16 protein-coding genes are annotated in these 18,346 nt (G+C 53.3%); 1 reads left to right on the top strand and 15 read right to left on the bottom strand.

The features are described 5' to 3' along the window. Positions 1 to 190: 190 nt before the first annotated feature. Positions 191 to 1,552, bottom strand: coding sequence for a S1C family serine protease (locus ACFQ2I_RS20875; protein WP_377567717.1), 1,362 nt, complete (start codon positions 1,550 to 1,552; stop codon positions 191 to 193). A 304-nt stretch (positions 1,553 to 1,856) separates the two neighbouring features. On the opposite strand from ACFQ2I_RS20875, the gene ACFQ2I_RS20870 reads away from it, so the two are divergent. After that, a complete protein-coding gene (locus tag ACFQ2I_RS20870; RefSeq protein WP_377567715.1) occupies positions 1,857 to 2,168 on the top strand; it encodes a hypothetical protein in 312 nt (103 codons plus the stop codon). Here the strand turns inward: ACFQ2I_RS20870 and ACFQ2I_RS20865 are convergent. The 14 genes from ACFQ2I_RS20865 to ACFQ2I_RS20800 form a co-directional block, all read right to left on the bottom strand. Continuing rightward, positions 2,137 to 2,943, bottom strand: a complete 807-nt coding sequence (locus ACFQ2I_RS20865; protein ID WP_377567713.1) for an MBL fold metallo-hydrolase — start codon at positions 2,941 to 2,943, stop codon at positions 2,137 to 2,139. The genes ACFQ2I_RS20870 and ACFQ2I_RS20865 overlap by 32 nt on opposite strands. Positions 2,944 to 2,976: 33 nt before the next feature. After that, positions 2,977 to 3,765 (bottom strand): two-component system regulatory protein YycI, encoded by a 789-nt coding sequence (yycI, locus tag ACFQ2I_RS20860; protein WP_377567711.1) that lies wholly within the window; start codon positions 3,763 to 3,765, stop codon positions 2,977 to 2,979. A gap of 14 nt (positions 3,766 to 3,779) precedes the next feature. Then, on the bottom strand, positions 3,780 to 5,255 hold the full coding sequence (gene yycH / locus ACFQ2I_RS20855) for a two-component system activity regulator YycH (RefSeq protein ID WP_377567709.1): 1,476 nt from the start codon (positions 5,253 to 5,255) through the stop codon (positions 3,780 to 3,782). Beyond that, on the bottom strand, positions 5,252 to 7,099 hold the full coding sequence (walK, locus tag ACFQ2I_RS20850) for a cell wall metabolism sensor histidine kinase WalK (protein ID WP_377567707.1): 1,848 nt from the start codon (positions 7,097 to 7,099) through the stop codon (positions 5,252 to 5,254). The genes yycH and walK overlap by 4 nt, the downstream gene beginning before the upstream one ends. Then, positions 7,096 to 7,842, bottom strand: coding sequence for a response regulator YycF (gene yycF, locus ACFQ2I_RS20845; RefSeq protein ID WP_377567705.1), 747 nt, complete (start codon positions 7,840 to 7,842; stop codon positions 7,096 to 7,098). The genes walK and yycF overlap by 4 nt, the downstream gene beginning before the upstream one ends. Positions 7,843 to 7,962: 120 nt before the next feature. Beyond that, positions 7,963 to 9,543: a peptidoglycan DD-metalloendopeptidase family protein gene (locus ACFQ2I_RS20840; RefSeq protein WP_377567703.1), complete on the bottom strand. Its 1,581-nt coding sequence runs from the start codon at positions 9,541 to 9,543 to the stop codon at positions 7,963 to 7,965. A 140-nt stretch (positions 9,544 to 9,683) separates the two neighbouring features. Beyond that, positions 9,684 to 10,346 carry a hypothetical protein gene (locus ACFQ2I_RS20835; RefSeq protein ID WP_377567701.1) on the bottom strand — a complete coding sequence of 221 codons (663 nt, stop codon included), beginning with the start codon at positions 10,344 to 10,346 and terminating at the stop codon, positions 9,684 to 9,686. Positions 10,347 to 10,561: 215 nt separating this feature from the next. After that, positions 10,562 to 11,848, bottom strand: a complete 1,287-nt coding sequence (locus tag ACFQ2I_RS20830; protein WP_377567699.1) for an adenylosuccinate synthase — start codon at positions 11,846 to 11,848, stop codon at positions 10,562 to 10,564. 141 nt (positions 11,849 to 11,989) lie between these two features. Then, a complete protein-coding gene (dnaB, locus tag ACFQ2I_RS20825) occupies positions 11,990 to 13,351 on the bottom strand; it encodes a replicative DNA helicase (RefSeq protein WP_377567697.1) in 1,362 nt (453 codons plus the stop codon). Positions 13,352 to 13,400: 49 nt separating this feature from the next. Beyond that, positions 13,401 to 13,844, bottom strand: coding sequence for a 50S ribosomal protein L9 (gene rplI, locus ACFQ2I_RS20820; protein WP_377567695.1), 444 nt, complete (start codon positions 13,842 to 13,844; stop codon positions 13,401 to 13,403). After that, the gene (locus ACFQ2I_RS20815) at positions 13,841 to 15,802 is read right to left on the bottom strand and encodes a DHH family phosphoesterase (RefSeq protein ID WP_377567693.1); all 1,962 of its coding nucleotides are present in this window, start codon (positions 15,800 to 15,802) and stop codon (positions 13,841 to 13,843) included. Before ACFQ2I_RS20815 ends, rplI begins: the two co-directional genes overlap by 4 nt. A 19-nt stretch (positions 15,803 to 15,821) precedes the next feature. Next, on the bottom strand, positions 15,822 to 16,736 hold the full coding sequence (locus ACFQ2I_RS20810) for a DUF2232 domain-containing protein (protein WP_377567691.1): 915 nt from the start codon (positions 16,734 to 16,736) through the stop codon (positions 15,822 to 15,824). A gap of 123 nt (positions 16,737 to 16,859) precedes the next feature. Next, complete coding sequence (locus tag ACFQ2I_RS20805; protein WP_377567689.1) at positions 16,860 to 17,270, bottom strand: CBS domain-containing protein; 411 nt, start codon at positions 17,268 to 17,270, stop codon at positions 16,860 to 16,862. A gap of 19 nt (positions 17,271 to 17,289) precedes the next feature. Continuing rightward, a complete protein-coding gene (locus ACFQ2I_RS20800) occupies positions 17,290 to 18,318 on the bottom strand; it encodes an LCP family protein (protein ID WP_377567687.1) in 1,029 nt (342 codons plus the stop codon). Positions 18,319 to 18,346: the final 28 nt, after the last annotated feature.

The following is an 18,346-nucleotide window of genomic DNA, read 5'->3' as shown; positions in this document are numbered from 1 at the left end:
TCCACCTCGCGATGGACACCCTTGCTCTTGGCTAATGGTTGGCAACTGCAAGCCCCCATAGCGGACTTTCACCGCCTAGCTACGCGCCATGCGTGGCGCACCGCAAAAAAGGAGACCTAAAGTCTCCTTCCCCCATCCATTCGATATGATTGAAGCAGCAGCCCCTTGAGACTGCGCCGCCGCCTGCTCGTTACTCCTCTTCCCGATCGCTCAGCTTCAGCTTCAGCGATTGCAGCTCGCTGCCGCGATAGTAGGAGACGGTAATATCCTCGCCGATCTTCTTCTTATTGTACAAGTAGCGACGCAGCTCGCGCGTTGTGCGGACCTCCTCTTCATCCAGCTTCACAATGATGTCGTTCATCTGAAGCCCCGCCTCCAGAGCAGGCCCAACCGCTTCTAGTACAATGACGCCATTGTACACATTATCCGGCACCTGAATATTATAACCGCCGCCACCTTGCGATTCGCTATCATCATCTGAGGGCGCCTCGTCTTCCTTCTTCTCGCCGTCTGCACTCTCGTCTTCAGGGAACTCCTCCTGAAGGAACTTCTCCAGACTCTGCTGGCCCCAATAATGCTCCAGATCCATCGTATAGACGCCGAGATAAGGGCGCGGCACATAGCCTTGATCGATCAGACTGTTAATAATAGGAATCGCATTGTTAATCGGGATCGCATACCCGATGCTCTCTACGCCGAAGTCGGCGATCTTCATACTGTTAATGCCGACGACCCGGCCGTCCAGATCGATCAGCGGTCCGCCGCTATTCCCTTCATTAATCGCCGCATCGACGCGTATCACTTCCTGCTCCCAGTCCATCATGCCGTTACCGTTCAACGATACCGGCACGACCTCCTTCGTAACGCTCACGACACCCAGTGTGGTCGACTTGCCCATGCCCAGCGGGTTGCCGATCGCAATGACGAATTCCGCCTCGCGCAGCTTGGAAGAATCGCCAATCTCCGCCACGGTGTCGACGCCCTTGCTGTCGATCTCCAGTACGGCAAGATCGGTAATGGGGTCTTCGCCGACGATATCCGCTTCACGAACCTCGCCGTTCATAATGACCGCCTTCACCTTCTCAGCGCCTGCCACAACATGATAATTGGTGACAATATACGCCTTGCCGTCCCTCTTCTCGATGATGACACCAGATCCTACTCCCGCTTCCCTCAGTACGCCTTCTTCCATATCGCCTTCGATCTTCTTGCTCCCGAGGCCAAGCGAGAATTTCTGCTCATTGATAATGCTGACGACAGCCGGCCTCACCTTCGCCGTTGCATGAATCGTCCATTCCGAAGGATCAGAGCCGATTGAAGCGCTCCCTGCGGGCACACTCGCCCGGTCTGCACCGCCGCCGAAGCCGAATATGAACCCGAACAACAGGCATGCGCCGACCGCGCTTACGAAGGAGGAGACGAGAGCGATCCGAATAGTGGACCACTCGCCAATCTGCCCCCACTTCGGCACGGCCTCTTCTTTCTTCTTGTACTTGCGAACCGTTCGTCTGGACACTCTGGTGGAGAAAAAATCATCATCGAACAGACTCATCTATTACCCGCTCCTCTCAATGCCATAGACATTAAGAATGTATTCGCTCATATAGGAATGTTTTCGGTATATATGACTACAATATGAATAGAGACCACGCCTATAAACAGAGTTTATGCAATCAATCATAATGCATTCCACACCCGCCCGCCAGTGTTATTTCACAATCTACCCAACCCAATTGTTGCATGGCGAATAGGAAGCGTCTAGAACTGCTCTAGACCACTCTACCAGGAAGGAACGAAAGCGGCAGCATGTGGAACGAAGACACGCCCTACCAAAAATTGAGAAGGAGTGACAAATGATGAACTTCATTCGCTTAGAAGGTTCCAATCATTCTAGCAATCCCGCTGACGCTTGTAGCACCGATAACCAGCAAGACTTCCCCAGAGCAACGAATATGGGCTCATCCCCCGCCTGGGAGCAGGTGCGCCTCGCCGCCAAGCTGGCCGATCTGAAGGAGGAACATTACCGCACCGTCTTGACCCTCAGCGCCATGCTGGAGCTGTTCGTCGACAAGGGACTGCTGACCCAAGAGGAGCTGGACCAGAAGTCCGCCACGCTCGACCGGCAGCTGGAAGAGCTTATTTCCGCATCACTTCATCCCATGGGGTAGCGCGGTCCGCATAAGTCTTCCGCAGCGGGAACTCCTCCTTCTTATAAAATATCCCGTTATTCTCCAAGATGGAATTGACCGTCAGCATCGCCAGATCCATCTGGTTATGATCAAGACTGAGATGGGCCAGATAGACACGCTTCGTCCGGTCCGTCATCAGCTCGATCAGCGCTTCGCCCGCTGCCACATTAGATAAATGGCCGACATCGCTCAGGATGCGGCGCTTAATATTCCACGGATAGCGTCCCATCCGCAGCATCTCCGTATCATGATTGGATTCCAGCACAAGCACATCGGAATCGATAATCTGTTGCTTCACCTTATCGCTTACATAGCCCAGATCTGTCGCCAGGCTCAGCTTCTCGCCATTCTCCTGGAAGCAGTAGCCGACAGGCTCCGCCGCATCATGCGAGATTGGGTAAGACTGCACTCGCAGCGCCCCGAACGCCAGCTCCTCCCCGCTCTCCATATACACCCGCTTCTCCTTCTCAATCTTGCCGACATGCCGCTCCATCGCTCCCCACGTCGCCTCATTGGCGTAGATGGGCAGTTCATACTTGCGAGCGAATGCTCCCAACCCCTTAATGTGATCGGAATGCTCGTGCGTCACAAGCAGCGCGTCGATATCATGACCGGATATGCCTTGCTCCTTCATCAGCTCGTCCAGCTTCTTGGCGCTTAGTCCCGCATCGATCAGCACCGTTCGCTCGCTGCCCTGTACAATGGTCGCATTCCCTGTAGATCCGCTTGCCAGAATGGTAAATCGAAGTCCCATAACCGCTTTGCCCTATCCTTTCTCCCCTAACATTTACTGATTCCCTTGCTTCAGCATCAATCCAGCGCCGCTATCCGTATCGTCGCCATCTTCCCCTTCTTGCTTGTCAGTCGCCACTTCACCGCTAATCGCATGGACATAATACACTTTGCCGTCTTCCAGCATAACCCGCCACGATGGCGCGGCCACCTGCTTCTCAGAATCGAAGATCTGGCCGTGATAGCCAAGCTGTATATCGGATATGACCGCTCCCGCTTCCAGATAGGTCTCGATCAGGCTGGCCACCACCTTGGCAGCCGGCAGCACCTTATTCTGCTCCCCGATACTGATCAACTCCACACGCTGCTGACGGTAGCCCGTAATCTTCAGATTGCTGTTGTACAGCTCCAGCCTCACATTGAACATCGGACGTCCCTCATATACCCGGTACATGACGAATACGCCATCCCGATTGCTATGTAGATCATAGCCGTACTCTTCGAGTTCGGGCACCTGATCGCCAAGCGACTTCATCAATTCCGACTTGGTGAATATATCGGCGCTGTCCACCGGTTCAAGCAGCTCTATCGGCTCTTCCCCCTGTGCATCGTCTTCATGAAGCAGATAGGTCAGATCCCCGAGCTTCGGGGTTTCGGACGGCAGATTGGCCGTTAGCGATATTCGCTTCTGCTGCATGAGCTGCAGCTTATCCTGCGGCAGCTCCGCTGTGTTCATATTGGCGTCCAGCTGCGTTCGAATGTCTAGCCAGAGCTGGTAGCCGAGCAGTATATTCAGCATCAGGAACGAAATAATAAGCACACTTTTCGCTCTGCTCCAATCCATCCATCTTCACCCCCTTACTCTGCAACTTCAAGCCGCTCTTCATCCTGATCTTCTTCAAGACCGCGGCCTTGCCTCTGATCTACACTCTGATCATTGTCCGACTCGGAACGATTCGCAGCTGCGCCTTCCTGACTTGCTCCTTCCGAAGACGCCTCGATGTCCCGTGCAGCAGCACCTTCTTGCGGCGGCTTGAATCCCGCCGGCAGCGCTTCGGACAATACCGTCTCCGTTCCGTCCCTATGTCTTGCCACCCATACCGGTGTCAAGCTCATACGCTGATCTTCCAGCGGCCTGGCTTTCAACGCGGGATAGACAGAAGCAACCTCATTGACGCGCTCATACCGCTTCAAGCGATCCTCCAGCTGATCTCCGCCTTGCAGCCATCTCTCCTTCCTGGACTCCGAACGCGAGGACAACGTAATGAGCGAACGCTCATATTCCGTCACGACGCCCTTCTGCAAAACAAGCCGCATATAGCCATATTGGAAGTAAGGATCGCCCACGACGGGATATTGCTCGATATATTGGCGGAATTGCACATACTTCTGCTCCTGGGCAGGCTGCAGGCCCATCAGGCGATGAGAGCCGTCCCAGCCGCCATGCTGATTAATGAAGTCGATGGATGCGTAGACATTCTCGCTTAACTCCACATCGCTGCTCTTCGTCGCCGCCGGATTCGTATAACTGATCCATGTCCCATTCTGCTTCACCTGCAAGCCGCGCTTGCCGTCGGTAATAATCTGCGAGCCGCCGCGATCCTCCCAGGCAATGGTCGTGCCGGGATCGAAGAGACTGCGCTGGATCTGCTGCGGGGAATACGTCTCGTACGGCATAATCACTTCCGTAGCCTGCAGGAATGTCTCGGGAATATAGAGACCATCCTTCGTTATCCGGTAAGCCGGCATGTATTCGCCGAAGCCGACATAATCCTGCACATCCCGAATCGTCAGATCCGCTCTTATCGATTCATAGACGGTCAAGCCGTCATTGCTGAAGAAGAATGTGCGCACCTCTTCGGTCGCTGTCGTCTTGAATATCCAGATGCGATCGATCCGCTCGTTCAGGAACAGGGGGTCGCCTTCCACCTTCAACAGCTTCTGCAGCAGCTCGATGGAGATGCCGCCGTCGAACCGCAGCTCAACGCCAATCTCTTTCTCCCGAATATATTCCCAATCCATCAGACTGGCAGGGCTGCGCTGGAAGCCCTTGAATTCTCGCCCCGCAATGCGCTGCTTCAGAATCATATCGTAGAACTGCATGCCGGGATAGATGACCGTATGCTTGTTGTCCCCTCTATGCAGAATCAATTCATTGGGGAATATCATCTCTTCCACACTGGCCGGCTTGCCCAGCGGTTCGGCATGAACGTAGTCCTGATCGCTTCTCACCGTTGCTCCGAGCCCCGGCATCCGATAAGCCAGGAAGTAACTTTGCAGCAGACTCAAGGCAACCAGTACGACAAGCAGCGCCGTCTTCATTCTCTCCATCATGCCGACTCCCCCCCTTCTTGTAGCAGCGGAAGTGTGAACGTAACGGTCGTTCCCTCGTTAAGTTCCGATTGGAGAGAGATCGTGCCGCCGTGCGCCTTGACGATTTCCCGGGCAATGGACAAGCCAAGCCCGGTACCGCCCATATTGCGCGATCTTGCCTTATCCACTCGATAGAAGCGGTCGAATATACGGGCCAGATCCTTCTTCGGAATGCCGATCCCGGTATCCTTCACACTAATCTCCAGTTCCGTTCCGTCCGTCGACTTACTCGCTGTCAGCTTGATCGTACCGCCATCCAGCGTATACTTGATCGCATTGGACAGCAGATTGTCCAGCACCTGATCAATCTGATCGCGATCCACCCATGCCGTCTTCAAGCCCGGCTCCACACGCACCGACGCTTTAATGGACTTCTGTCGCAGCTGGAAGGAGAACCGATCAGCCACTTCGTCCAGCATATCGTGTATGGGCGCGGACCTCCGCCTGAGCGGAGCGCCGTTGGAATCGAATCTCGACAGATGCAGCAGATCGGTCACGAGCCTGATCATACGCTCCGTCTCATTACTAATGACGCCGACGAAGCGTTCAGACAGCTCGCGCTCCTCCAGCGCTCCGTCATTCAATGCCTCCGCATAGCTCTTGATCGTCGTCAGCGGCGTACGGAGCTCATGGGATACATTGGCGACGAATTGACGGCGCGACTGCTCCAGCTTCTCTTGCTCGGTGACATCCTGCAGCACGACGATCGTGCCCGTAATCCCACGGTCTCTACGATGAATCGGCGTGAATGTCACCTTCAACAGACTTTCGCTCACTTCGCCGGCATCTTGCTCCTGCAGTTCCTTGGTGAACAGTGTCGTCTGAACGCGGCCTTGCTCCAATTGCTCCAGCTTCTCGGCCGGAAGGCTCAGCACATCGTACAGCTCCTTGCCCTGTAGCCGCTCCGCATCCAGCAGCTCCAGCGCCCGCCGGTTCCAGATCATAATGACACCGTGTTCATCGGCGGCGATGACGCCATCGCTCATATTGGACAGTACCGACACCAGCTTCTCGTTCTCCTCCTCATTGGCGGAGAGCGCCTCCTTCAGCCGAATCGTCATGACGTTGAACGCCATGCTGAGCCGTCCGATCTCATCCTCTCCCAGTACCGGCGCCTTCAGATCGAATCTTCCGTCGGCGACTGCCTCTGCTTGTCTGGTCAGTCCTTGAATCGGCACGGTAATGGTATGGGCAAGCAGAATACCCAGCACGCCCGTCAAGCCAAGCGCAATCAAGGTGCCGGAGAAGAAGATCTGGTTTACCCGGTTGACCGTTTCATACAGCTCTGTCATCGACGCCACGACATAGACCGCTCCCACGATCTTCTCATTGTGGGTAACGGGAAGCGCGATCGACTTCTTACGCGTATTGTCCTCGTCGATGAATTCTTCCTCATTGTCCGGGATATTCTGCAGAGCGCGGCTGACAGCCAGTGACTTGTTCTTCTGTCCGATACGCGACTGATGCACCTGCAGCGATGTCGCGACAAGCCTGCCGTTCGCATCCAGCACCTGCACTTCAGCACCGCTAATACTGAACAGATTGCGCACGACCAGATTGAGATCCTCTGTCGTATTGTCCGGGGAATCGCCGTCTGTCTCCATATTGGGCGAGAGGCTGGGAGCTGCGAATTTGGACAAGATGTCCGCTTGCTCCTTCAAGTTCGTCGTGAAGCTGGTAATGAGCGAGTTCTTCACTGTGCTGATGAAATAGACGCCGATTAACTGCATCGCGACGAGTATGAGCAGAAGGTAGATAATGACGAGCTTCACCTGAATTGTGCGGAAGAAGCTGCGCCGCCTCATCCGTAGCCGAAGCCTCCCGACTTGGGATTGCGCATCAAGTAGCCCAGCCCGCGTCTTGTCATAATATACTCCGGCCTGCTGGGATCATCCTCAATCTTCTCGCGCAGCCTTCGAATCGTCACATCCACCGTCCGCACATCGCCGAAGTATTCGAAGCCCCACACGGCCTGCAGCAGATGCTCTCGTGTCATGACCTTGCCGCTATTACGGGCCATATAATGCACCAGTTCGAATTCGCGATGGGTCAGATCCAGCGGCTCTCCATTCTTGTAGACGACATACATATCCGTATCAATGAACAGATTGAACAGCTTAAGCCCTTGCTGCTCCTCTTCCGGCTCCTGTTGAACGCCTGTCGCCTCCGCCGCCTGCTCCGCTTTCTTCTGGCGGCGGAGATGAGCCTTCACCCGGGCGAGCAATTCTCTGGTGCTGAATGGCTTCGTCACATAATCGTCCGCTCCCAGCTCTAGGCCGAGCACCTTATCAATTTCCGTATCTTTGGCCGTCAACATAATAATGGGCATATTGAGCTTCGTCCGCACTTCACGGCATACATCCATGCCGTCTTTCACGGGAAGCATCAGATCCAGCAGCATGAGATCAGGCTCTTCTTCCATTGCGAGACGCACCGCTTCTCCACCGTCGAAGGCGCATATGACCTGGTATCCTTCCTTCTCCAGATTGAACTTCAATATATCCGCTATCGGCTGTTCGTCGTCGACCACAAGTATTTTTCCGTGCATCGTTACACACCGCCTGTCGCTTGTCCTATTTACTGTACCTATTTTAACATACGTCCGCCTCGGCTTCACATTGAAAAAAGCACCGCTGAGGTATGAGCCTCAAACGATGCTTGTCCATCCTTATAAATACTTCAATGGATTTTGAATAACGCCGTTTTTATGAATTTCAAAATGTAAATGAGTACCTGTTGAATTGCCTGTATTGCCCATAATGCCGATAGAGTCGCCTTTTTCCACTTTGTCGCCCTTACTCACCTTTAATGAACTCAAATGACCGTATACGGTTTTGAAGCCATTCTTATGGTTGATAATAATGGCAATGCCCAGCCCTTGCTTCCTGCCTGCAAATTCAACTACGCCGGAATCGGCGGCCATAATCGTCTTGTTGCCAATCATGTCTATGCCGTTATGCATACGGCCCCAACGCTTGCCGAACTTGCTCGTAATTCGGTAGCCGGATACCGGCATCGCGAAGCGTCCTGTGCCTTCGCCCAGCACGACCATCGTGCCCTTCTCTACGACCGCTGCGACAGGCTCCTGAAGAACAACCTTATCGACCAGCTCCTCCGATACAACATAACCGTTCTGCTTCTCGATCAGATAAGTGAGGCTCTGCTTGCCGTCGACGCCTTCCTTAATCGTCTTGCTCTCTCCTACGCGCATTTTGTCGTTCTTGACAATCTCTACCGGCGCAGTGATCGCCTCGTGCTCGATCACTCTCTCCACCGTTCTGACCGTCACCTCCGGCTGGATGACTGTAAGATCCAGCTCGTCGCCGACCGTAATGCGGTCGCCTTCGATCCATGGATTGTTCTCATAGATCACTTGCGGGGAGATATCGAACTTCTGAGCGATGCAGCCGACGCAATCGCCGGATTGCACAACGTACTTCGTCGGCTTGGTGCTGCCATTCACAATCAGCTTATAGATATCATCCGCACTGGAAATCTTGGCGGGATCAATATCCACCTCGTCGATCGCCACATCTTCAACGAAGCCCACTTCGGTCACTTGCACACCTGGCGCCTCTTCCTTCGCAGCCGCATCCTCTGCCACATTACTGGAAGACTGGAGAGATAATGTCTTGACCGTTTTAAGCTCCTTCTGCTCATTGACCAGACCCGGCGCATACTTGCTCTGTACCCGCGCCAGAATATTGTCGGCCGTCTCCTGATCATTCACAATGCCGATTACTTTACCGTCCACCTTCACTTCAACGCCTACAGCATGGGATGTGAAGCGCTGCTCAAGTGCGGTCAGCGTGGAAGCCGTCTCCGGCACTCCCTTGAACACTCGCTCATCCTCATATGTAATTGCTCCGGTATCCAGCACCATCCGCTTGCCCGGATGAGCCTGCGTCAGCTCTTCCGTCTCCAGCGCGACCAGCTTCTCTACCTCTTCCGGATTCCCTACCGTTCCTACCTTCTCGCCGTTCATATACACATGATAAATATCGACAGTATTGCGTTCTACGTATGCGTTATATTGCTGTGTGCCGACAAGGCCGGCAGTCGTGAGCAAGATAAGCGCCCCGCCTATGGCAAGGGTCTTCTTTCTCCGCCATACGGGAAGCATCGCAGCCTCCTCGGAAGGATCTTGCTCGGTCTTACCATTAGAGTCTTGCTCGCGCATAGGACGAAAGTACCGAACCGTCTGGTCCCATATTTTCTTCATATGACGCATGGCCTTGAAACTGGTCATGGTAGTCTCCTTTTCACGATTCTATTAATTAGTGTAGTATTCATAACATAAAAAAAGACGAATACCCCTCTCGGATCATCCGTCTCTTACTTTAACACATGCTTTACAATAGGAGCAACTCATTCACGCCATTAGCAAAATTAATATTTTTTCAGAATCCCCATCATTTCATCGTATTCCTCCTGATCGAGATGCTGAGCCATCAGCTGCTGAATGGATAAAAGCTCTTCCTCCGATAAGCCTTCTTCGACATATTTCGATATCTTTTGCCATGTTTCTTGCGGTAATTTGGTTGATAATATGTCCAGTAGTCGAACTTTATCTTCTTCGCTCATAGTGTTTTTTACACGATCTAGTTCTTCCGTCGTAAGCGCTGCTTCAATTCCTTCTAGGTCTGAATGCCCGCTATCATCGAGTTCCCCGCTCTCTGCCACGCTTCCCTGATGAACCTCTTCCAACCCCTCTTCCGCATGGCTTCCGGAACCTCCGCCTATATCCGTAAGAGGCGCCTTCGCCCATTCATCCAGTTGTTCGTCAAACGCGCTCGCAGCATCGTCTGTTCGTTCCTCTGTCCCCTTCTCCGACTCGTCAACCGCCTGTGCCGTCAGCAGAGGCTCCGATCCCCATAGGTCCCCCCACACTCCGGACATCGCCATAGGCGGCATATCCAACGGTATGTTGTATTGCTTCAGCGCCGTCTCTACGTAACTAGTGACGATATAACCCGTCGTCCAGATCGACAGGAAGCTGATCAGTAGCCCTGCAGCCACAATCTTGCCAAGCCAAGCCACACCTCTCAACATACTCTTCCTCCTTCTTCTCGCATAAAGCGGCTTAGAATTCTCCTTCCTATCATTATGGTCAACGAAGCAGACTTGCATTCATACGGGGTGGATAAGAGACTTGCGACTCCTTCTGGCTATCGGTTGATAGATCATGATGTCATGCAAAGTGCAAAATCGATGGCAACAAAAAAGCAGCGTCGGAGCGATGCTCTCCTGCGCTGCTTGCCTAGATCTTATTGATAAATCGCACGGACCTGATTCGTCTGCTCGCGGTTGCGTCCTACGGAGAAGATCGAGATCGGAATGCCGGTCAGCTCCGATACGCGGTTCACATAGTTGAGCGCGCTCTGCGGCAGATCCTCCAGCTTCTTCACGTTGGACAGATCCTCGGACCAGCCCGGCCACTCCTCGTACACCGCTTCGCATTCCGAGACGGCCTTCAGGCTCGCAGGATAGTGATAGATCACTTCTCCGCGGTATTTGTACCCTGTGCAGATCTTGACTGTCTCCAGACCGGACAAGACGTCCAGCGAATTCAGGGACAGGCCGGTAATGCCGCTGACGCGGCGTGCATGGCGCACGACGACTGTGTCGAACCAACCGACGCGACGCGGACGACCTGTTACAGTGCCATATTCGTGTCCCTTATCACGGATAAGCTGTCCAATCGCATTGTCTTGCTCCGTCGGGAACGGCCCGTCGCCTACGCGTGTCGTATATGCCTTCGCTACGCCGATAACCTCTTGAATGCGGGAAGGACCGACGCCGGAACCGATGCAGACGCCGCCTGCTGACGGATTGGAAGAAGTCACGTACGGATAAGTGCCTTGATCAATGTCAAGCATGACGCCTTGCGCGCCTTCGAACAGCACTTTCTTGCCTTCGTCGATAGCATCGTTCAGTACGACGGACGTATCCGTCACATAAGAACGAAGCGTCTCCGCGAATTCCAGGTAGCTGCTGATGATCTGGTCCGCATTCAGCGGTTCGCCGCCGTATACTTGCTGAATCAGCTGGTTTTTCTCCGCGATAATCGCCCGTGCGCGCGACTCGAATTCCGCAGCGTCCATCAGGTCAGCGATGCGTATACCATTGCGCGACGCTTTGTCCATATAGCACGGGCCGATGCCTTTGCGGGTTGTGCCGATCTTGTTGTCGCCCTTGCGGTCTTCTTCCAGCGCGTCCAGCACCAGATGATACGGCATAATGACATGCGCGCGGTCGCTGATGACCAGATTGTCAGTAGAGAAGCCATTCTCATGGATGTAATTGATCTCGTTAATGAGCGCCTCCGGATTAATGACCATGCCATTGCCGATGACGCATACTTTATTATCGTTGAATATTCCTGAAGGAATCATCGTAAGCTTATATTTCTTGTTATCAATGAGGATGGTGTGTCCCGCGTTGTTACCCCCTTGGTAACGGGCAATGACATCGGCTCCCTCCGCCAGGAAGTCCGTAATTTTCCCTTTGCCTTCGTCTCCCCATTGCGTACCGACAACAACTACCGTAGACATGTGTACATACCCCCGTGCGATGTAGAAGCACACCGTAAATTACTGCCTCTTCGACAGCACTTTTAGTGTAGCAGTCCATGATTTATAAGTCAAACGAAAAACGAACAATTGCGGATACTTCTTAGCAATTGTTCGGATATATCAAGATGCCTGTGATGGATCCCCATGCGAACGGTCCAAACTGACGAATTTATTGAAGTTTTTCAAAAACACAAGCTCTACAGTTCCGACTGGACCATTCCGCTGCTTCGCAATAATAATCTCGATGATGTTCTTCTTCTCCGACTCCTTATCGTAGTAGTCGTCGCGATAGAGGAAGGAGACGATATCGGCGTCCTGCTCGATAGAGCCGGATTCCCGAAGATCGGACATCATCGGTCGCTTGTCCTGACGTTGCTCGACGCCGCGGCTCAGCTGGGACAGGGCAATGACCGGCACTTCCAGTTCACGGGCAATCTGCTTCAGCGTACGGGAGATCTCCGATACTTCCTGCTGACGGTTCTCGCCTGCTTTGCCCCGGCCTTGAATCAATTGCAGGTAATCGATTAGAATCATGCCGAGGCCGCGTTCCTTCTTCAGACGGCGGCACTTGGCGCGGATGTCCGCTACCGTAATACCCGGGGTATCGTCAATATAGATCTGTGCTTCTGACAACGCGCCGATCGCCATCGTCAGCTTCTCCCAATCGTCGCCTTCCAGCTGGCCCGTTCTCATCCGAGTGGCATCCACGTTCGATTCCGCGCAGATCATCCGCTGAACGAGCTGCGCGGCGGACATCTCCAGACTGAAGATCGCCACTGTCTCCCCTGCCCGGACCCCGACATTCTGTGCGATATTGAGCGCGAATGCCGTCTTCCCGACGGAAGGACGGGCGGCGACGATAATCAAGTCGCTGCGCTGGAAGCCTGCCGTCATCTTATCCAGATCGACGAAGCCGGAAGGTATCCCTGTCGTGCCTCCCCGATTGGTGTAGAGGAACTCGACCTTCTCGAACACTTCCATCAGCACGTCTCGAATCGAGATAAATCCGCTGCTGCTTCGCCTGTTGGCGATCTCCAATATTCGCTTCTCCGCATCGCCGAGCAGCACGCTGACGTCCTCGGAGTTAGCATACCCATCCGACACGATATTAGTAGCGGTGCGAATCAATCTCCGCAGCATGGACTTCTCTTCTACAATCTGCGCATAGTAATCCACGTTAGCAGCTGTAGGCACGGCATTAGCCAGCTTCGCCATGTAGCTGACACCGCCAATCTCCTCCAGCAGCCCCTGATCCTGCAAGTGAGCTGTAAGAGTAACCAGATCAATCGGTTGATTATCCTCTCCAAGCTCAATCATGGCCTCGAAGATACGCTGGTGAGCGCTGCTATAGAAGTCCTCGCTTTTCACCCGTTCCATAGCTGTAATTAGTGCTTCCGGCTGCAATAGCACAGCGCCGATGACCGCTTGCTCGGCTTCTATATTTTGAGGCGGAACCCGATCGAACGTCAGCTCCGTATCCATCTGTCAGCATCTCCTTCCGTTATCTTCAAGCCACTATTATTGAGGTCGTCTACTCTTCTGCCGTTTGTACGCTTAGAGTCGCTTTTACATCTGTATGCAGCTTCACTTGTACTTTCGTTACGCCCAATGTGCGGATTGGCTCTTCGAGCTCGATTTTTCTCTTATCAATCTTAATGCCTTGCGCAGCCAGCGCCTCGGCGATCTGCTTGCTTGTAATCGCTCCGAACAAGCGGCCGCCTTCTCCGGACTTCGCTTTCACGACGACCGTCATCTCTTCCATACGCTTGCCCAGCGCCTCGGCATCCTCTTTCTCCTTGACTTTGCGCTTCTCTTCCGATTTATTCTGCGCATCCAGCGTCTTCAGATTGCCATCCGATGCCAGCTTCACCAGACCCTTCGGCAGCAAGAAATTGCGCACATAGCCCTCGGACAAATCTTTAATTTGCCCTTTCTTCCCTTGACCCTTCACGTCCTGCAAAAAAATGACCTTCATTCGAATAACCCCTCTTCCGATTCAATTTGCGCCAATATCGCCTTCAACTTCTCAGCTGTATCTTCTACTGTGCCTTCCAATTGCACGGCTGCATTCGTCAGATGTCCGCCGCCGCCCATGCGTTCCATGACCACCTGTACATTCATATGGCCAAGCGATCGTGCGCTGACGGCAATAAGGCCGTCCTGTCTCTCCCCGATGACGAATGATGCCAGAATCCCCTGCATATTCAGCAGCGCGTCTGCCGATTGAGCGATTAGCAGCTGTGAGTTGCGGCGACCCGGCTCTACGACCGCGATCGCTATATGATCGTAATACAACTCCGCATGCTTGATAATCTCCGCTTTGCTCACATAGCCAGCCAGGTTCTCCTGCAGCATGCGCTGGATCAGCATCGTATCCGCCCCATTCCGTCGCAAGAACGAGGCAGCTTCGAACGTACGCGCACCGGTGCGCAAGGAGAAGCTCTTCGTATCCACCGTAATGCCTGCGAGCAAGCATGTCGCTTCCCTGACATCCAGCGATATCCGGTCATGAATATACTGCAGCAGCTCCGTCACGAGCTCGCAAGTGGATGAAGCATAAGGCTCCATGTAGATCAGCATCGCTTGATTGATGAATTCCTCGCCGCGTCGATGATGATCGATGACGACGATGCGCTCCGTCCCGGTGATGAGCTTCGGCTCCTTCAGCAAGGAGGCCTTGTGCGTATCGACGACGACAGCGAGCGTCTGCGGCACGGTGAGCGCCAGCGCCTGCTCCGGTGTAATGAACCGCTGCGACAGCTTCTCATCCTCTCGGATCATCTCCATCATCTTCTCGATGGATGGATTGACGCCTTCTATCATAATGTAAGCTTCCTTGCCGAACAGCTGCGCCGCCTTCAGCACCCCGATTGCCGCTCCGACGGCATCCATATCGGGAATCTTATGTCCCATAATGATGACATTATGGCTCTCGCGAATAAGATCGCGCAGCGCATGCGCGACGACGCGCGCCCGCACACGGGTCCGCTTCTCTACCGCATTGCTCTTGCCGCCGTAGAAGGTCTGCCGCTTGCCTACCTTGACCGCTGCCTGATCGCCTCCGCGTCCCAGCGCAATATCGAGGCTGCGGTGCGCCCAGCTGCCCAGTTCGATAATATGATCCGCTCCGGCGGCGAAGCCGATGCTGAGCGTGACGGCAATCCTGCCATCAGCCGTCAGTTCCCTTACTTCGTCGAGAATGACGAATCTGGATTGCTCCAGCACTCTTAGCGTCTTCTGGTCGGTAATAAGCATGAAGCGGTCGGACGTCAATCGTTTCAGATAGATCTCGTACTTGCCCGCCCATTCCGTAATAGCCGCCGTCACCTTGGATAGCAAGGAGCTGCGCTGCTGGTCGTCCAGACCTTGTGTTACTTCCTCCAGATTATCGATCATGACCACGCCGAGAGATAGCTTCTCGTCCTCGTACTTATGTCCCAGCTGCCATAGTTCGGTAATATTCCGTACATACAGAATACGCTCTTTCGGCTTGAAAATCAGCTGGTACATATGGGAACCAATCGCGGCCTCCATCGTCCCTTCCTGCTCCTTCACTTGCTGCATCGTCGGGAACAGCTCCGCCAGCTGCATACCGACGAGAGATTCCCGCTCCATAATGTCAGCAATATAAGGATTGTGCCATTCGATCGCATGTTCCTCGTTATAAAGAATGATGCCGAAGGGCAATTCATGGATGATGCTGCCGCCACTCTTCTTGACACGGTAGGACAAGTTCCCCAGATGTTGATATAGCTCCTTGCGGAAGGACCGCTCCGCTATGAAGGTATAGACGGCTACCGCGATCGTCAAGAGGAACCCCGCCAGCGCAAGCAGCCACTCGTAAGGAATGAACGCTATCGACAATAGCAACAGGCCGGCAATTGCCGCTAGCTGATGCTTACCGTGCCATCTCTTAATCAGAAACTTTGGCATAATACAATTCGCTCCCGTGCTATTGTTTAGTGAACGATTTCCTTATCATCGGAAAAGCCGTATCCAATACGCCAATCAAGCTTAACGGCGGGATCAGCAGCACAGGGATCGCAATGACAATCGGAACCGCCTTGCTCCAGCCTCGCTGATGCGCGATGAAGAAAAAGAAGCCGATCGCCTGAATGGCGAATACATAGCTCAGCAGCGGCACCAGATTCATCAATGCGATAGCCAGGAAGGAGTCGCCGCCTCGCGGCATAACCAGCTCCACCATATAAGCAATCAGATAATACACGACCAGCAGACGCGGAAGCTTCCATTCCTTCGCCTCCGGGAATGCCGGCACTTCAAGCCCGCTGCCGATCACTGCTCTGCGAGCAATGTAATGTGTAATGACAGCGTACAGGAACGACATGACGATGAACGTGAGCGGAATCATGTTGATAATTGTCGCAACGAGCAATTCCGACATCTCCTCATCCCATCCCGTAATGCCGCTCTGCGCCATCACATCGTTGAAGGTAGCAGCAATCGTCTCCTTCATCGCAGTCAGCAAGGAGAAGTCCAATACCATCTCCAATAAGAGAAGCTCCATCATCAGGAGGCTAAGTATGACAATGGTCACAATACGCAGCACTTTGGCGGCGGGCACGGCTTGTCGATACATATGTCCCATGAAGATGCCTGGCACCATGAAGAACAGTCCCAGCAGCAGTACGAAAGACGGCCCCAGCAGCAATGCGGCAATGAGCCATATGGGAAGTATGTGCACAACGAATGACGCCTTGGGCAGCGTCGCATATAGAACAGCGTAAGGCACCATCATCAGCAGCATGGCAGGCAAGTTCAAGCCCGGCACAGCCAACAGCAACAGCAGTCCCAACGCCGCACCGCTCCATAGCACTGGTTTCAAGCCCGATTTCAATCCATTCATCTCTTGCATCCTCCAATATTTCTTCACCACGCGACTACAAGACATTCACCCTTCATTATAACATAAAGTTCTCAGCGTGCTCCATGCCGCTAGTTGAAAAAAAGAAGACTGCCCCTGGGATCGTTAAATCTTCTGGGACAGTCCTTTCTCACAATAATCGATAATTTCGCTTCGGCGCACGATACCGATAAAATGATTGCGGTCATCCACTACGGGAACAAAATTCTGAACCTTCGCCAGCGAGATCAAATCATCCATATTGGCATCAATATTGACGGTGCGGTTATTCAAGCGCAGCGGTACATCCCCTATTCTGACCTTGTTCGTTCCTTCGAAGGTCAGGTCAGGCCGGCTCTTCATAAACCATAACAGGTCGCCTTCCGTAATGGTGCCCACATATTCGCCTTCATGATTGATAATCGGCACGGCCGTATAGCGATGATATTCCATGCGTTCCAGTGCTTGCCTGAGTGTCGCGTCATGTGGCAGGCATACCACTTCCCCCTTGGGCAGGAGGAAAAATGCGATGTTCATATTTGCCAATCACTCCGTTCTAATTACCTTGCGGCTGGGCGATCATACCTCTGTCCAACTCCTCGTCGCTCGCATATTTCGGCGGAAGGATCAATTGGGAAGACGGCACGTTCGGGTTCAGCCAATTCTGTATCATAGCTTGCACGTCGCCCAGATCTTCTTCGTCAGCGAAGTAATACCATGCTCCGCCGTTCTTCAAGCGGGATCCCTTGCCTTTCAGAGTATGGCTGTACATCTGAAGCTGCTCGGAGGACAGCATCTGCTGCGCTAGATCAACCAGCTTGCCTGGCGGTATGTCCGTGCTGAAGTTATCGCCCATGATATCGATCAGTGACGGAATCTTGCTCCACTGCTTCAACTTCATAGCCTTCTCTATAATAGCATGGAGGAACTGCTGATGTCGCTCCGTTCTGTTCATATCGCTATCCTCGCGGTAACGAACATAGTTCAAGGCGTCGACGCCATTGTACAGATCTTGCCCTCCTTTAATGACGAAGTATTCATGACCGGGATCGTCGTTCACAATGTCTTCGTCAATGGGCAACGCAATTCCTCCAATGGCTTCAATTACATCGCGGAAGCCCTCGAAATTAATAGAGGCGTAATAATCGATCGGCGCATCGAACAACTTCTCCGCCGTGTCGATCGTCATACCTGCTCCTCCGAATGCGTAAGCATGATTAATTTTATCCTTCCTCTCTTTCCCGACAATATCTACATACAGATCTCGGGGAATTGACAAGAGCAGCATATGGCCGTCCTGAGGTCTGACCACGGTATACAGCAAGGAGTCCGACCTGCCGATCTCGTTGCCGCGCTGGTCGATGCCAAGCAGCAGGATAGAGAACGGATCTTGCTTCTTCTTGCTTACAACTGTCGGCTCCCGGCCTTCAAGCGGCTTATAGGTTTCCTGCAGCTTGCCCTCCACATGACCTTGCAGGAACCAATCGAACCCCATCATCACTAGCGCGCCTCGGTTCATATAAGCTGTCGTTCCTAGTATGAACACGAGCGCTATTATTATATAGAAGCGTTTCTTTCTCCACATTCGCAAGACCTTCCTTCTATTCGTCTAC

The organism is Paenibacillus chungangensis, from assembly GCF_042675905.1.
GTDB lineage: Bacteria > Bacillota > Bacilli > Paenibacillales > Paenibacillaceae > Pristimantibacillus > Pristimantibacillus chungangensis.
This window is presented reverse-complemented; position numbering and strand designations above follow the sequence as displayed.

What these genes read in the sequence shown, in the direction of transcription:
- ACFQ2I_RS20815 (WP_377567693.1), bottom strand. Translation starts at nt 15,802, where the DNA reads ATGCCAAAGTTTCTGATTAAGAGATGGCACGGTAAGCATCAGCTAGCG.
- yycF (WP_377567705.1), bottom strand. Translation starts at nt 7,842, where the DNA reads ATGCACGGAAAAATACTTGTGGTCGACGACGAACAGCCGATAGCGGAT.
- dnaB (WP_377567697.1), bottom strand. Translation starts at nt 13,351, where the DNA reads ATGGATACGGAGCTGACGTTCGATCGGGTTCCGCCTCAAAATATAGAA.
- ACFQ2I_RS20800 (WP_377567687.1), bottom strand. Translation starts at nt 18,318, where the DNA reads ATGTGGAGAAAGAAACGCTTCTATATAATAATAGCGCTCGTGTTCATA.
- ACFQ2I_RS20835 (WP_377567701.1), bottom strand. Translation starts at nt 10,346, where the DNA reads ATGTTGAGAGGTGTGGCTTGGCTTGGCAAGATTGTGGCTGCAGGGCTA.
- ACFQ2I_RS20830 (WP_377567699.1), bottom strand. Translation starts at nt 11,848, where the DNA reads ATGTCTACGGTAGTTGTTGTCGGTACGCAATGGGGAGACGAAGGCAAA.
- yycH (WP_377567709.1), bottom strand. Translation starts at nt 5,255, where the DNA reads ATGATGGAGAGAATGAAGACGGCGCTGCTTGTCGTACTGGTTGCCTTG.
- rplI (WP_377567695.1), bottom strand. Translation starts at nt 13,844, where the DNA reads ATGAAGGTCATTTTTTTGCAGGACGTGAAGGGTCAAGGGAAGAAAGGG.
- ACFQ2I_RS20875 (WP_377567717.1), bottom strand. Translation starts at nt 1,552, where the DNA reads ATGAGTCTGTTCGATGATGATTTTTTCTCCACCAGAGTGTCCAGACGA.
- walK (WP_377567707.1), bottom strand. Translation starts at nt 7,099, where the DNA reads ATGAGGCGGCGCAGCTTCTTCCGCACAATTCAGGTGAAGCTCGTCATT.
- yycI (WP_377567711.1), bottom strand. Translation starts at nt 3,765, where the DNA reads ATGGATTGGAGCAGAGCGAAAAGTGTGCTTATTATTTCGTTCCTGATG.
- ACFQ2I_RS20865 (WP_377567713.1), bottom strand. Translation starts at nt 2,943, where the DNA reads ATGGGACTTCGATTTACCATTCTGGCAAGCGGATCTACAGGGAATGCG.
- ACFQ2I_RS20840 (WP_377567703.1), bottom strand. Translation starts at nt 9,543, where the DNA reads ATGACCAGTTTCAAGGCCATGCGTCATATGAAGAAAATATGGGACCAG.
- ACFQ2I_RS20870 (WP_377567715.1), top strand. Translation starts at nt 1,857, where the DNA reads ATGAACTTCATTCGCTTAGAAGGTTCCAATCATTCTAGCAATCCCGCT.
- ACFQ2I_RS20805 (WP_377567689.1), bottom strand. Translation starts at nt 17,270, where the DNA reads ATGAACATCGCATTTTTCCTCCTGCCCAAGGGGGAAGTGGTATGCCTG.
- ACFQ2I_RS20810 (WP_377567691.1), bottom strand. Translation starts at nt 16,736, where the DNA reads ATGAATGGATTGAAATCGGGCTTGAAACCAGTGCTATGGAGCGGTGCG.